The organism is Chitinophaga sp. RAB17, assembly GCF_052114225.1.
Taxonomy (GTDB): Bacteria; Bacteroidota; Bacteroidia; order Chitinophagales; family Chitinophagaceae; genus Chitinophaga.
Genome location: NZ_JBFREI010000011.1, coordinates 112,322 through 126,382 on the forward strand (window position 1 = coordinate 112,322; position 14,061 = coordinate 126,382).

General features: G+C 41.5%; 13 protein-coding genes. 8 read left to right on the forward strand and 5 right to left on the reverse strand.

Features of this window, described 5'->3' with window-relative positions:
• The first annotated feature begins 89 nt into the window (after nt 1-89).
• The 6 genes from AB4Z08_RS28290 (at nt 90) to AB4Z08_RS28315 (ending at nt 5,394) form a co-directional block, all read left to right on the forward strand.
• Nucleotides 90-335: a hypothetical protein gene (locus AB4Z08_RS28290; protein ID WP_441577150.1), complete on the forward strand. Its 246-nt coding sequence runs from the start codon at nt 90-92 to the stop codon at nt 333-335.
• Between the two features lie 13 nt (nt 336-348).
• The gene (locus AB4Z08_RS28295; protein WP_441577151.1) at nt 349-1,173 is read left to right on the forward strand and encodes a DUF6597 domain-containing transcriptional factor; all 825 of its coding nucleotides are present in this window, start codon (nt 349-351) and stop codon (nt 1,171-1,173) included.
• A 60-nt stretch (nt 1,174-1,233) separates the two neighbouring features.
• Nucleotides 1,234-2,676 carry a nitrilase-related carbon-nitrogen hydrolase gene (locus AB4Z08_RS28300; protein ID WP_441577152.1) on the forward strand — a complete coding sequence of 481 codons (1,443 nt, stop codon included), beginning with the start codon at nt 1,234-1,236 and terminating at the stop codon, nt 2,674-2,676.
• A gap of 236 nt (nt 2,677-2,912) precedes the next feature.
• Nucleotides 2,913-3,674, forward strand: a complete 762-nt coding sequence (locus AB4Z08_RS28305; protein WP_441577153.1) for a 5'-methylthioadenosine/adenosylhomocysteine nucleosidase — start codon at nt 2,913-2,915, stop codon at nt 3,672-3,674.
• A gap of 69 nt (nt 3,675-3,743) precedes the next feature.
• The gene (locus tag AB4Z08_RS28310) at nt 3,744-4,916 is read left to right on the forward strand and encodes a DUF1624 domain-containing protein (RefSeq protein WP_441577154.1); all 1,173 of its coding nucleotides are present in this window, start codon (nt 3,744-3,746) and stop codon (nt 4,914-4,916) included.
• A gap of 97 nt (nt 4,917-5,013) precedes the next feature.
• The gene (locus AB4Z08_RS28315; protein WP_441577155.1) at nt 5,014-5,394 is read left to right on the forward strand and encodes a hypothetical protein; all 381 of its coding nucleotides are present in this window, start codon (nt 5,014-5,016) and stop codon (nt 5,392-5,394) included.
• A 30-nt stretch (nt 5,395-5,424) separates the two neighbouring features.
• Here the strand turns inward: AB4Z08_RS28315 and AB4Z08_RS28320 are convergent, their stop codons facing one another.
• From AB4Z08_RS28320 to AB4Z08_RS28330, 3 genes are all read right to left on the reverse strand, one after another.
• Nucleotides 5,425-6,354: a helix-turn-helix domain-containing protein gene (locus tag AB4Z08_RS28320; protein WP_441577156.1), complete on the reverse strand. Its 930-nt coding sequence runs from the start codon at nt 6,352-6,354 to the stop codon at nt 5,425-5,427.
• A 5-nt stretch (nt 6,355-6,359) separates the two neighbouring features.
• On the reverse strand, nt 6,360-7,223 hold the full coding sequence (locus AB4Z08_RS28325; protein ID WP_441577157.1) for an NmrA family NAD(P)-binding protein: 864 nt from the start codon (nt 7,221-7,223) through the stop codon (nt 6,360-6,362).
• A 127-nt stretch (nt 7,224-7,350) separates the two neighbouring features.
• The gene (locus AB4Z08_RS28330; RefSeq protein ID WP_441577158.1) at nt 7,351-7,728 is read right to left on the reverse strand and encodes a winged helix-turn-helix transcriptional regulator; all 378 of its coding nucleotides are present in this window, start codon (nt 7,726-7,728) and stop codon (nt 7,351-7,353) included.
• 149 nt (nt 7,729-7,877) lie between these two features.
• Between AB4Z08_RS28330 and AB4Z08_RS28335 the strand changes: the two genes are divergently transcribed.
• Together AB4Z08_RS28335 and AB4Z08_RS28340 are read left to right on the forward strand one after the other, a co-directional pair.
• On the forward strand, nt 7,878-8,648 hold the full coding sequence (locus AB4Z08_RS28335; protein WP_441577159.1) for a nuclear transport factor 2 family protein: 771 nt from the start codon (nt 7,878-7,880) through the stop codon (nt 8,646-8,648).
• An 85-nt stretch (nt 8,649-8,733) separates the two neighbouring features.
• Entirely contained in the window at nt 8,734-10,110 is a 1,377-nt protein-coding gene (locus AB4Z08_RS28340) for an aspartate kinase (protein WP_441577160.1), read from the forward strand.
• Nucleotides 10,111-10,827: 717 nt separating this feature from the next.
• Here the strand turns inward: AB4Z08_RS28340 and AB4Z08_RS28345 are convergent.
• Together AB4Z08_RS28345 and AB4Z08_RS28350 are read right to left on the reverse strand one after the other, a co-directional pair.
• Nucleotides 10,828-12,582, reverse strand: a complete 1,755-nt coding sequence (locus AB4Z08_RS28345) for a DUF262 domain-containing protein (protein ID WP_441577161.1) — start codon at nt 12,580-12,582, stop codon at nt 10,828-10,830.
• A gap of 1 nt (nt 12,583) precedes the next feature.
• Nucleotides 12,584-13,438 carry a hypothetical protein gene (locus AB4Z08_RS28350; RefSeq protein ID WP_441577162.1) on the reverse strand — a complete coding sequence of 285 codons (855 nt, stop codon included), beginning with the start codon at nt 13,436-13,438 and terminating at the stop codon, nt 12,584-12,586.
• Nucleotides 13,439-14,061: the final 623 nt, after the last annotated feature.

The following is a 14,061-nucleotide window of genomic DNA, read 5'->3' on the forward strand; positions in this document are numbered from 1 at the left end:
ACCAAAGCGAACAATTCATTAATTTGTATGGTAATTAGTTCCAACTTTATATGACTGCAGAAAATAAAACCTATTCGATTGCTTTGAGGATGAGACGAATCATATACGAAGACACCTATGTAACTGTTCCTGTAACGCGGGAAGTGTTGAGAGACGAGGAAGATGGGTCAGCCCGTATTGATTTTGAAAAGCTGGTAGCCGCAGCAACAGTCATCAGCCAGGACCCGGCGGCAGAGTGGATTACAGAAGAAGTTCAGGTAGAAGCCCATCCAATACAACAGCCCACACCGGACGACCGTAAAAGTCTCGCCGGCGAATTTCCGTCATTAGACTAAAGTGATGCATGCCATGTTCAGCTATCAGCAATATTATCCATCCGCTCCCTTAGCAGACTTTATTGAATGCTATTGGCTATTAAATGCGCCTGGAGGGTTTATGGATACTCCGGATCGTTTAATACCTGGTGGCCGCGTGGAATTGATATTTAATTTTGGTGCGCCGCTGGATTGGTTAATTTCAGCAGACAATCCCAAAGGGACCCGTTTGAATGGTCCCATGCTGATGGGACAACGTAACAGGATATTTTATGCCCAAAGCAACGGTAAAACCCGCATGCTGGGCGTGAGATTTAAACCCGGCGGCCTGTTGGCATTTACCCCAATACCGGCATCCGGGTTATTAAACGCGATCATTCCTGCCGACCTGATTTTAGGTGCACAGCTAAAAAACTGGGAGATGCTTTTGCAGGAGCAGTCTACTGATGAGAAGATGGTACAGGCGCTGGATGTATTACTGAAAAAGGCATTAAAAAGTACACCTGACGACAGATTGCTGGTCAACTTCACCATCGATGCGCTGCGTAACAGTCAGGAAGATATATCTATTGCAACCATCTGTCAGCAAACAGGTTGGTACTATAAGAAGCTGGAAAGGGTTTTTCTGAAAAACACCGGCTACACGCCAAAGTATTACCACAAAATACTACGTTTCAATAAGGCCGTCAGAATTATGCGGACCACGGATGTTTTGACCGATATTTGCTATGAGTGTAATTATTTTGACCAGGCGCATTTCATAAGGGATTTCCGGCAGTTTACCGGTACCACCCCCGGCCAGTTTAAAAAAGAGGATAATAAGATAGCAGCCATTCTGATAAAACACCAGCCTGTCTAAAATATACAATTCCACCCCGAAAAACCTTTATAGCTTTGACATTTATACCAAACTTATAACATGTCGGATTCACAGCCCGTATCCAAAATCTTACTGGCCACAGGAGTACTTTTTGCAGGCATTTGCTGGTACTTATCCTTTAGCCTTACCGCACATACCTGGTATACCTTATGGGTGGCGCCAATTCCCATACTTTATTTTTCCTTGCGGCTTTCCGGAAAGTGGGCGTTTGCCATCGCTTTTGCCGGGTATTTATTAGGCAGACTCAGCTGGGTCCCCTATTTATTGAGCGTGTTGCCTATGCCGCTGGTGTTGATCTTTACGCTGATATTGCCATTGATATTTGCATTGCTGGTGATAGCTGCCCGTAAAATTATGCTCACCTATACGCATTGGTCCACCGTGTTTGCGTTCCCGGTATTATTTACCACTTTTGAATACCTGCTGTTCCTTTACTCCCGGGATGGCACAGTGGGCAGCATCGCTTATACACAAAACGATTTCCTGCCTGTTGTGCAGGTTGCTTCCCTCGCAGGAATACAAGGCATCACCTTCCTGGCCACGTTTTTTCCGGCCGCCATTGCGCTCATCCTGTTCAGGTATAAAAATAAACTTCCCGTCAGGACGCTATCATTCGTGACGGTGGGTATACTTGTTGCAACAATGGCTTTCGGTATAATTCGGCTTAGTGACACTCCTTCCGCCAAAAAATCAGTCCGCGTGGGGATGGCCACCATCGATGAGCAGGCCTATCACAGGAAGTATGTGGCCGGGGAGGACAGGAATTTACACCTGGCCAATCTCTACCTGCAGGAAGTAGCTGTATTGGCAAAACAAGGGGCCAAAGTAGTGGTATTCCCTGAAAAGATGTTTACCGTACAGGATACCGGTCGCCCCGTGATCCTGCAGATGTTCAAAGACTCGGCCATCGCTCACCAGGTATTTATCATTGCCTCTGTAGCAAATAAGAAAGCGGATTATTATGAAAACAGGGCCTGGGTCATCTCTGATGAAGGAAAGCTCATCGCCGATTACCAGAAAGTCCATTTATTTGAAGGGGAAGTACTGGACACCGTCAGGCCCGGAAAAGAAAGGGCATTATTCCATCGGAACGGTGCTACAGAAGGCGTTGCTATCTGCAAGGATATGGATTTCCAACAGTATATACTGGGTTATGGAAAGTCACAAAGCAATCTTTTATATGTTCCGGCCTGGGACTTTGTCGTTGATGGCTGGATGCATAGCCGTATGGCCATCATGAGAAGCGTGGAAGGCGGGTTTGGTATGATCAGAAATGCCCGGCAAGGGAGACTGACCATTAACGATTATCGCGGTAAAGTGCTGTTTGAAGCCAATGGCGACAATGGTACTCCTACCCTGTTAACGGGAACCATTGATGCGCAATACCATACAACTCTTTACAGCAGATGGGGGGATTGGTTTAGTATCATCAATGCAGTTGCCGCCGTATTGTGTATGCTGCTTTTAGTAAGAAAGAAATAGGCCTGATCCTTACTGTAAATAACTTCATCCCTGCTTCCCACCGGAACAGGGATGAAGTTATTTACGACCATACGTAAAATATCCGATGTACAAAATACGCGATGCAAGGGAGCATTGCTGACGGTGGCAGCGGGTAATTAAATAAATTTTGAACTTCGCCCTTTTGGTCTATTTTTGTCGCCTACTTATATCTTAAACATCCCTACCAACTGGTTATACAAAACAAGCTTACTCTTATGAATGAAAAGGTAATTGGCATTATGGGGGCCATGCATGAAGAAATCAACAGCGTATTGGAACTGATGTCTGGTATAGAAGAGTTTTCCTTTGGCAGAAGAACATATTATGCAGGAACTATCAATGGAATAAAAACTGTTTTGGTTTTCTCCAGGTGGGGAAAGGTCGCAGCAGCCACCACTGTCACGAGTCTGATTACTAAATTTAACATCACGGATCTCCTGTTCATTGGTGTTTCAGGAGCTATCGATGCGAAGCTAAAAATTGGAGATATTGTAGTAGCCGACCGATTGATTCAGCACGATATGGATGCACGTCCTTTAATGCCGCAGTATGAAATTCCGCTGTTGGGAATGAGCTACTTTGAAACAGATCAGCAGCACCTGGCTATTGCGCAACAAGCTGTGGAAGGTATGTTAAAGAAAGGTATCGGATCATTTATTGCACCCGTTGAAATAGCGCGTTTTGCGCTGGATAATCCGCGCTTGTATACCGGGGTGATAGCCAGTGGTGATCAGTTTTTCGCCAGTCAGCAGGATAAAGAACAACTGTATGGTGCTCTCCCGGAAACCCTTTGTGTAGAAATGGAAGGTGCGGCTGTAGCCCAGGTTTGTTATGAGTATGACGTACCCTTTGCGGTTATCCGGATCATTTCAGATGAGTGTAATGAAAACTCTTCCATCGATTTCCCTGATTTTATACAACATGTATCCAGCAGGTACGCTCATCAGATCATTGAAAATGTATTTACGTTGTTATAACTTTTTGGAAACAAGCCATCCCTGGCCTCGTCATGCGACAATTTTATACAATGATATTATAATAAAAAAATGGAAGCAATTTCAACCAAAACTGACCAGAGAATTAACTCCATAGATACGCTTCGGGGAATCGTAATGATCATTATGGTGCTTGATCATGCCCGTGATTACTTTAGTTCAATTAACTATGATCCTTTAGACCTCAATAAAACGTCTGTCCTGCTCTTTATGACGCGTTGGATCACCCATTTCTGTGCGCCAACTTTTCTGTTCCTGTCAGGGACCAGTGCATTTCTATCGCTGTCAAAAAAGAGCCACAAAGAGGCCTCTTTAACGCTACTTAAAAGAGGTGTATGGCTCATCTTCATGGAGCTTACCATTCTTAATTTTGGCTGGCAGTTTGATCCGGGATTTCACCTGATATTTTTACAGGTGATATGGGCCATTGGCTGGAGTATGATCCTCTTATCCGGTTTGATATTTCTACATCCTAAATATATTCTCTGGATTGGTTTAGTGATCATTTTTGGACATAACACCCTTGATCAGCTACCCGCCAGTAGCTTTGGGCGTTCCTCCTACCTTTGGATGTTACTGCACGAGTCCGGAATTTATAAGATAAACAATTATGAAAGTATATTCGTTCTTTATCCGCTCATTCCGTGGATAGGCGTAATGGCTGTTGGCTATGCTTTCGGAACGCTCTTTAAATATCCTCCTGCTTTCAGAGTGCCCCTATTTATAAAGATAGGATTGGGATGCCTGGTACTATTTATACTATTGCGTTTTTTCAACTTTTATGGAGATCCATTTCCATGGCAACTACAGGACGTTTGGTGGAAAAGCATCCTTGATTTTATAAAATGTAATAAATATCCTCCCTCCTTACTTTATATTTTGATGACATTGGGAGTAGCTATTACTGCCCTGGCGCTTCTTGAGTATAAACAGAATTGGCTCACGGATATATTAAGTGTATATGGAAAAGTGCCGATGTTCTTTTACGTGCTGCACATCTATTTAATGCATGCTACTCAGTTACTGGTTACAGTTCTGTGTGGTTTCTCTGTTGAAACCATGCTCAATTTTCCTTTCCGGGGCGCACCGCCTTCCGGGTGGGGATTCAATCTTCCTGTAGTTTATCTTGTCTGGATAATGGTAGTGGCTACGCTCTATATCCCCTGCCGTTGGTATATGCGCCTTAAACAAAGGGAGAAGAAATGGTGGCATAGCTATATTTAATTATTCATTTAACTTAATAAACTTTACAAAGAAAAAGTTTTGGAATATGGGGTGGCAAATGAGCATTTAAGTATAAATAATATTTGTAAATTCATTTATGAATATAAATTTTGTTTGCTTCCTGATTTTCCCGCTTATTGTTGCCTGTAAAAAAAACAGTGCTGTGACTGGATCAAATTTGCCTGAACCTGATACCGCTATCACCAACAATTCTTATTCTCTTGTAACCGCAGCAAGTACGATATCGGTGGATACCGGCAACGTGTACAGACTTGGTTTGGCACCATACGCGTCCTTCTTTAAACTAGACCGAAGCGTAAAAAATGGTGACGTTTATTATGAAGCCATTTTGGAAAGCTCAAAACAATTCAGCCCATTAAAGTTTTATATATCAAAGAATGGGACCGGACAGGTGATGGCAGTTGCTGCTCCTTCAGAAGCCGAGGTAGAAAAGTTTAATAAAGAATGGCAACGATAACTGATGAATGACCACGCCTACCTCTTTTGATTAAAACCTGCTGGACTTTCTGAACTCCAGTGGTGAAATATTCGTTTTAGTTTTGAACAGTTTCGAGAAAGACTGCGGATATTCAAACCCCAGTTCAAAAGCTATTTCATTTACGGACAAATCTGTCATACTCAGTCTCTCCTTCGCCTTCTCTATGATCTTCTCCTGTATGTGCTGTTGGGTACTGTTGCCTGTAAGCGTTTTGAGCAAACCGCTCAGGTAATTAGGCGAAATATTAAGCTGACTGGATATCTCTTTCACCGTAGGTATCCCCTTGTCTTCCAGTGTTTCCTGCGCAAAAGCTTTTTCCAGCAATGCTTCCAGCTGGCTCACAATACCATGGTGGGTGATTTTACGGGTAATGAACTGCCGCTGGTAGAAGCGTTCTGCATATCCCAGTAGAGATTCGATGAGTGAAATAATAATCCCCTGGCTGAATTTATCTATATTAGTACTATACTCCTGTTCTATGTTCTTAAACAACCCACTGATAGTCTGCTCCTCTTGATCAGACAAGAACAGGGCTTCATTTACTGCATAATCAAAGAATTCGTACTGCCTTATCTTCAATGCAAGAGGATGATTCCAGAGAAAGTCCGGATGGAGCAGTAGCAACCATCCGGACTGACTCAATGCCTCCATCTGATCGGCATTAAAACTAAATACCCGCCCCGGTGCGATGAAGTTCATCACACCTTTGTCAAAATCATACTCCTGCTGACCATATTTCATTTTCAAACAAGCCTGTGTGGACTTGCTCATACCTATAAAATAAAAATCAGCAGTCACCACGATATCAATATTCTTAGACTGTTTTTTTAATTCCCCGATATTGAGTACACTAATCAGCGGGTGTTTTGTATCAGGCAAGCCTCTCAGCTGCAATAGCTCATGAATACTTTTTATTTTCAGGGGCAGGTTTCCGGCCATAGTATTTAGTTTTGATGGTACCAGGCAGCATACTCCCTGGCAAAATCCCGTAGTTTTCTTTTTCCTTGTATTGGTCTGTTAAGGTAATAATCCTTCTGTGCTTTCCCATTATGCATATTTTCCTGCATTTCCATCAATAATCCCGCCACCTCAGACGATACGCCGGCAGCTTCGAGCCCTTGTTTTACTTGTTCTCCGGGAAGTACTATCCATTGGAGGTCTTGTATGCCAATGGCTTCTCCTATGATTTGTGCAGCCTGTGTGCAGGTAAGTTCCTCGCTGGACACATACATCACATTCAAACCGGCAGCTGCCGGAGTATTGATATCCTCCGCGATGGCATCTGCAATGTCCTCCGGAGCCACAAAAGCTACCATATCTTCTCCCCCATAATTGGATGCAATCATGCCCTGCTGGCGGATCATATCCTTCAGGTGATAGAAATTACTGTAAAAAGGGCCTGGTCGTACAAAGGTAATAGCCACGTCCTTCAATGTCTCAAACTTTTTCTCCGGGTGTATAGCATTCAGCAGGTGCGCTACCCAGCCGGTGAGCACGACTACCCGCTTTATCCCGGTTTCCCTGATAGCCTGAATATAATTATCCATATTTCTATCCCATACATCCAGATCCCTTGCGGTGAAATCCAGTGGATTCATACAATAAACAGCATCTGCGCCGGCAAAGGTGTTAACGAGGAAAGGCAGGTCCTGAATGCTGCCAATAGCGGGTTGAGCACCCATTGCCTGTATCTGGGCCTGCTTGTTGAGATCTGTACTGATGAGGGTAACCTGGTGTCCCTCCTTCACCAGTATTTCAGTGAGCGGTTTACTGATATGCCCGAGAGAGCCGGTAAGTACAATTTTCATTTTAAATATTTTGATGTACTCAAAGGTCCCACCGAATGCCCGCGTAAAAGTGTTCAGATCTCAGTAAATTGTATGAAAATGTACTTAAAAATAAAAGGTGGCCTTGTGAAAGATGCCACCCTTGCGCTCACAGCACTTTATTGAGCTTGTGCTGTCTGCTTAAGTGCATAGGCTGAAATACATTTTCAAAATTCTCTCCCCATGTTTCCATCGCAAATAATATAGGCAACAGGCTTTCACCATAAGCCGTCAACGTGTATTCAACTTTGGGCGGTAATTCCGGATAAACATACTTTTTAACGATCCCATAGTCTTCCAGCTCCGATAGTTGCTGGCTAAGCACCCGTGGGGATGCATGAGGATGTGCTTTATGCAGTTCACTCGGCCTTTTAAGGCCCCTGTTAATAGAAAGTATCAGGCAGGGCTTCCACTTTCCGCCAATCACCTCCATTGTAATGCCCATACCACAGGCAATCAGATCATTTGTTGTTTTCTTCTGATACATCTTAATACTTATTACTGCAAAAATACACCTTACGCCATTCATTCGCCATAGCGATAATTTTCCCCCTATCTGATAATTTTCACGGGTATTGTTTGCATCCCGGCTTATCAGGAGTTTTGCTTCCGTAAATGTTAAAACAACAAGCTACCATGAACAATTTATCAAACAGCGAAAAAGCAGCAGCCATCCAGAATAGCATAGAAACAAACACATTGCTGGAAACGGGCCTGCTACATCCTACCAGGTACAAACAGCACAATCCGAATGTTGCCACCGGCAGACAGGCCATCCTGGACTTACACGCGCAGATGCCACATGAAAAAATATATACCAATGTAGTACGTGCATTCCAGGACGGAGACTATGGCTTCGTACATGTAGACTATTACCTGTTCGAACCTACTGTGGCATTCGACATACACCGCTTTGAAGAAGGTATTAGCGTTGAACATTGGGATAATCTTCAACCCACACCCAAAGAAAGAAATCCGGCTGGCCGTACCATGACAGATGGTAAAACAAAGGCAACAGATCATCATAAAACGGCCGCCAATAAAGAAATCATAACAAGGTTCACAGAAGATGTCCTCATACCACAAAACTGGAACGAAATACATACCTATTTCAGTAATGACCTGCTCATACAGCATCATCCATACCTGGGCGATGGCGTAGCTGCTTATGTGACAGCCATGCAGGAATGGAAAGCCAATGGACAACCCCTGGAATATAAACAGTTACACCTTGTATTGGGAGAAGGAAACTTTGTACTGGCATTGAGCGAAGCATATTGGCAGGGAAAACATACTGCCGTCTATGATCTATACAGGGTGGAAGAGAACAAGATAGTAGAACACTGGGACGTATTTGAAACCATTCCGCCAATAGAAGACAGAAAAAATACAAATGGTAAGTTCTAGCTGCCGGAAAGATTACCTTTAGCACTAAAATTATTTTGGCGGCTCCCCGCTTTCATTTCATTAATAAATTATATAGTTTCGCAGTATGTTAACTGTGGAAAAAATCGGGGGCACATCAATGAGTGCCCTCAAAGATGTAATCGACAATATCATTTATTACGGCCGTACCGGCGATAGACTATACAATCGTGTCTTTATTGTTTCTGCTTTTTCCGGCGTCACCAACCTGCTGCTGGAGAATAAAAAGACAAAAGCACCCGGTGCCTATCATCAATTCGCAACAGGAAATGATTACCATCAGGCACTTGAAGCCGTCAGACTTCACCTTAAACAGCTGAATGCCCACTACGGGCCTCTCGGGCTCAATATAGCGCATGCCGACGAAGTAACTGATGGCATTATTAACCGGGTGCTGACCTATCTCGATAGCGCCAACACCATGCTGGCCTCCGGATACCTCAATGAAGGCATTCTGCTGGCGGTTCGGGAGATTCTCGCCTCCGTAGGCGAAAGCCATTCCGCCTTTGTGCTGACAAACATCCTGCAGAACAAAGCCCTTAACGTAGCCCTGGCGGACCTAAGCGGCCTGGGTGATGGACGCTCCCTCACGATTGATGAACGCATCAGGGAAGAATTTGCGACCATCGATCTTAAAACCTGTCTCTGTATTGCCACAGGATATGTAAAGGGAACGGAAGGGATCATGAGAGAATTTGACCGCGGCTATTCTGAGGTCACTTTCAGCAGAATAGCGCAACTCCTCCGGCCGGAAGAAGCCATCATCCACAAAGAATACCATCTGTCAACCGCCGATCCGGCATTGGTAGGCATAGAAAACGTACAACCAGTTGGGTATACCAACTATGACATTGCTGACCAACTGGCCGATGTTGGCATGGAAGCTATTCATCCTAAAGCGGCCAAACCGTTGGAGATAGCCCTTATCAATCTTCGTATCAAAAATACCTTTGAACCCGAACATCCAGGCACGCTGATCACTAAAAATTACGTGTCTGCACATAAGCGCGTGGAGGTAATCACCGGTTCGGACCAACAACTACTCATCGACATCTATGACCCGCTAATGGTAGGCGCCGTGGGAAGTGATCTCGATATCATGCAGGTATTTGCCCGTTATAGCATCAGCTATACCTTTAAAGCTACCAGCGCCAACAGCATCAGCATCGTCATCTGGGAAAGTGATTTGAATCAGAAGTTATTGAAGGACCTGAAAGCAAAATATGAACATGTGACGGTTGAACCTGTGGCAATGGTTTGCCTGCTAGGCTCAAACATGGATCAGCCGGGATTATTGGCCAAAGCGACTGCCGCACTGGCCCAGGCCGAGATTAATATTTTAAGCGTGGGGATAGCGTTGAGAAAAGTCAATTTCCAGTTTGTAATTACGAGGCAACATTTCAAAGCAGCGATTGTTGCGCTTAATAAGGCCGTGGGGCAATAGGATGATGGAATAGACCTATCAAGGATAGGTTCTTTATTTTCTAACCACCATAGTTAAATTTGCAGCAAATCCGATTTAACAGGCAACTTGTTGATGGTTCAGTCTTTCATCTTTTGAGGCCATGACAGTATCGTCAATCACAATTAAGATCCACTTGCTCTTCGTCAATAAACATATCATTCCATTCATAAAAGCCAAACGCCCCTCTTTAAATGGAGTTAACAGTCTATTTCTAAAGAATGTTTGTCCGTATGGAACCTCATGGTCAGAAAAGAAGTGATCTATCAGCTTTTTGCAAAGCCTTGTTTATCGTCTATATAAAGCGGCTTATAATCACTTGTCTTCGCCATATGCTTCATCGCCATAGTGATCAGGATACCGAGGATGCCTGAATTCTATTACAGCCAGGTCATCTTCCCGTGAGCTCCTTTCACATTTTCTATGTTTCCACCTAGCCATTGAATCTGAGTAACTACGTCCTGTTTCATCTACATACAGTCTTGCTACGGGATTGCTTTACAATAAAACTAGCTAAACAAAAGAAAAAATATCTGTTCCAAAATAAAATGGAGTGTATCCTCCTGAATCCAAGTATATATTTTTTTATAATGTTAAAATCTTTAAAGAATACGGAATGCGTTTTGCGTTTTGCGTTTTGCCAGCATCAAAAGCTAAATACATTACAATTGATTCGAATACCAAGAGACCGTCCTTATCTCAATAAACCAGTAATTCATCAATCTGATCCCTAAGTCTTTGATCTCTAATTGAAATAAACTCCTCAATATTATCTACCTCGACCCCTGCCATTTCAGGCATATACTCCGCCTTTATTAAGTAGTTCAGTCGCTTCATTCCTTTTTTTGAATGAATCTTATCTAAATCAGATCTTCTTACCAAACAGTGCCCCGCAACAGAATCAATATTCATTTGCCAATTCAAATCTTCTATATTTTCAGGCTTTTCTTCAAAAGAAAAGAACTTAAATAGTATTAAAGAATTCTGTTTTTTACTTCTTAAGAGAGATGAAAATTCGACTTCATTATCTTCTTTGTACAATAGTCTGGCAAAAAGGTAGTGATAAAAACCCCAATTGTCCATTTTATGAAGGATACTAAGCGGTGAAAATGGTTTGCTTCCCAATCGTTCAAGTTCAAAAGAGAGCTTTTCTTTTAGCGAAGAAGGGTCCAGGTTTCTGACTAATTTCACCAACTCATACATTGCATATCTTATTGAGCTCTGAGTAATTGCTTTCCCTGCCATCACTCTTGTCAAAGTATAAATGTCGATAAATTTTGATGTAATCTTGATTTTTTCATCCACCAAAAATGAATCATCTATTTTTGTAATTGGAGCAATAATCAATGGATAAGTCAGTGAATCCGCAACTGGATAAAAATTTGATGAGTAAATATTTTCGAATCCCTCAATACAAGTGTTTCTAAGTTCGAAAATTTTCATATAAAGATTTGAAAAGAAATCAAAATCAGAACGAATGAAAAAATAGTAATCCTCAGTTTGTTTCAAATATGTTTTGGTTGAATTATTCTTGACCCAGGAATGAAATTGCGTTCCTATCAATTCAAAATCTTCATTTTCAGACCCAACTTGCTTAGGCCTTATTGTTTCGGCATACTTTGCCCTTAGCCATGCTCTAAAAAAGTCCAAATCACCATCAATTCCAGTAACAGACTTCAATTCACCAATTCTATTTTTCCAAAATGAGTTCATTTCTTCTCCCTTATTCTCATCTTCAATTTTTGAAAGTAAAAACCCTTTAAGAATTTCTGTTGGGTTTAAACTTAGTCCTCTGTCATTCATGGTTTCAAAAATTGTATACGCATTCTCCATAGAATATGCTTTTACCTCAACCATTATAATCTTATCCAGCATCCACTCGATAAATATTGGTAATTTCTCTACTGAAATAAATTCTTCAGGAAATAGCTTAGTTATATCTTCATATCTTGCTATTAGATTATGAATTGATTCATCCTTATTTTTTTCGTCCGCTTCATATACTTCCGTGGGGTTGGTGAACAAATGCTCAATTACATCATTTCGTGATTCAACATTTAGAACGAGTGTGGTTTTTCCACCTTTTGTCACATACAAAAACTGCTTTAAATCCTTGACTTGATTCTCTGGCAGCATTAGTTGTAACTGTGCGTGATATAAATAAATAAGCAACAATGTGAATGAAGTCAAACGCTGTTGTCCGTCAACGATCGACAAACTTTTCTTATCATCACAGAGCACTATTGGCCCCATATAATAGCCGCCATAATCTTCATAACTTTCAATTGTGTCGTCTACATTATAAAATTTATCAAAGCAAATGCACAAATCGCTTATCAAAGCTTCAATATGCTTTCGCTGCCAACGATACTCTCGCTGAAATGAATCTATTTTATACCTGTTATTTGAAAGGACATCTGCTAAATTCTTGTCTTTTGCTTCTATAAATTGCATGTTATCTAAGTTCTTTAATTAATGTTTTTTGAATTTTATAAGCAAACTCGTAGACTCCGGAGTTTGCTTCTATCGGATCCAATTCACCATGAAACAATTTGCATCTCAACTCGTAAAGCATTTGAACAATTATCTTACTCACCAAATCATAGTCATTTGTAAAATAAAGGTCACTTATTCCATCAATCACAATACTGTTATTGGGTTGCGTAGATTTACCTGTCTTTGATATTCCTGGAATAATAATTTCAATTGGTTTATTAGGATTAATTTTTTGAAAGGCTTCTTTCAATTGGTTTTTCTTTTCCCAATCAGGAATGGCGTTAAAATCAGAGTCATTAGTTAACTCAACTATGGACCAATTAAAAAGTTCTACCCGGTGAATCGTTTGATTAGTTCTTTTCTTCTGAACTTCTAAAAACCACCTTTTTGAGGTCTTAGGCAATGAGTCTTTATATTCAACGAAATATATAAATTGTCCTGATGATTGAGAATGTGTTTTTGTATTATTCCTATTTAAGCTAATTGTTGAAAATGAGATTCTGTTTTCAAAATCAGGAATAGGATTAGCTTCTAATTCATAATGTAAGCGACCGATAAGCCAACGAAATTCCTTGGAAGAATCATCCATCCCTTTAAGTAAACTTTTTATCTTGTCCCGATATCGATTTGATGTTGCATTTATATGATTAATTATGGCGCCGTCCCTATCTCTCTTTGGATTACTTGATTCATCATAAAAATTAAGCATGTACCACGCATTGTAGGGTATCCATGCTTTAATAAATAGCGTGTAGTAATCCATTACTAAGTCAGCCCTATCAATCCAGTTATTTATATGAGTATTAATTGCCATTAAATTTTATTATTTATAAATTTCCTTTGCCACCATCTTCCCGATTTAGCTAATCTCCGCAGCTATATTATGTGGGAATGCCTACAGGTGACTTTCCTGAACATTAGTATATATACACAACAGAGAGTAATAAGGTACCATTTATGGCAAGTTAATTGTCCGGAGCATTTTATGAAAACGAACCGCTGGCAGTTTGACCAACAGTTTATCACTTAGATGTCTGGACGCCAGCCAGAGGTCTAAGTGCAAAGAATAACATTTCGCGTGACATCATTTTTAGTATTCGATACTTTCACTGTCTCCCCCATTGTGAAAGGTTGAATTATGCGCCATTACCAGATGTATTGCAGCTGTCGGAATCTTTGAAAGCAAAAAACTACGTACAGGACCCGAAGGCAGGCAGCAGGAACTAGAGATGAAAATTAGAGCCCCATAAGCTCAATTCAGGATACGATGGGATCAAGCCGAAAACCTGGGGGGATATCCATTTTTCAATATTCTCTAAAGGCCCATACACTCCCATTTGTCATTTTCAAATCCCCACTACACTATCTTTGAATATTATATAATACCCATTACACTCCCTTTAGCTAAGCTTCCATCTGTCCCGAAAACAGGTTCCC

Excerpts from the sequence above, each read along its gene's own strand:
- AB4Z08_RS28290 (WP_441577150.1), top strand. The coding sequence starts at position 90 with ATGAGACGAATCATATACGAAGACACCTATGTAACTGTTCCTGTAACG.
- AB4Z08_RS28335 (WP_441577159.1), top strand. The coding sequence starts at position 7,878 with ATGAACAATTTATCAAACAGCGAAAAAGCAGCAGCCATCCAGAATAGC.
- AB4Z08_RS28350 (WP_441577162.1), bottom strand. The coding sequence starts at position 13,438 with ATGGCAATTAATACTCATATAAATAACTGGATTGATAGGGCTGACTTA.
- AB4Z08_RS28300 (WP_441577152.1), top strand. The coding sequence starts at position 1,234 with ATGTCGGATTCACAGCCCGTATCCAAAATCTTACTGGCCACAGGAGTA.
- AB4Z08_RS28320 (WP_441577156.1), bottom strand. The coding sequence starts at position 6,354 with ATGGCCGGAAACCTGCCCCTGAAAATAAAAAGTATTCATGAGCTATTG.
- AB4Z08_RS28330 (WP_441577158.1), bottom strand. The coding sequence starts at position 7,728 with ATGTATCAGAAGAAAACAACAAATGATCTGATTGCCTGTGGTATGGGC.
- AB4Z08_RS28310 (WP_441577154.1), top strand. The coding sequence starts at position 3,744 with ATGGAAGCAATTTCAACCAAAACTGACCAGAGAATTAACTCCATAGAT.
- AB4Z08_RS28345 (WP_441577161.1), bottom strand. The coding sequence starts at position 12,582 with ATGCAATTTATAGAAGCAAAAGACAAGAATTTAGCAGATGTCCTTTCA.
- AB4Z08_RS28340 (WP_441577160.1), top strand. The coding sequence starts at position 8,734 with ATGTTAACTGTGGAAAAAATCGGGGGCACATCAATGAGTGCCCTCAAA.
- AB4Z08_RS28325 (WP_441577157.1), bottom strand. The coding sequence starts at position 7,223 with ATGAAAATTGTACTTACCGGCTCTCTCGGGCATATCAGTAAACCGCTC.
- AB4Z08_RS28315 (WP_441577155.1), top strand. The coding sequence starts at position 5,014 with ATGAATATAAATTTTGTTTGCTTCCTGATTTTCCCGCTTATTGTTGCC.
- AB4Z08_RS28295 (WP_441577151.1), top strand. The coding sequence starts at position 349 with ATGTTCAGCTATCAGCAATATTATCCATCCGCTCCCTTAGCAGACTTT.
- AB4Z08_RS28305 (WP_441577153.1), top strand. The coding sequence starts at position 2,913 with ATGAATGAAAAGGTAATTGGCATTATGGGGGCCATGCATGAAGAAATC.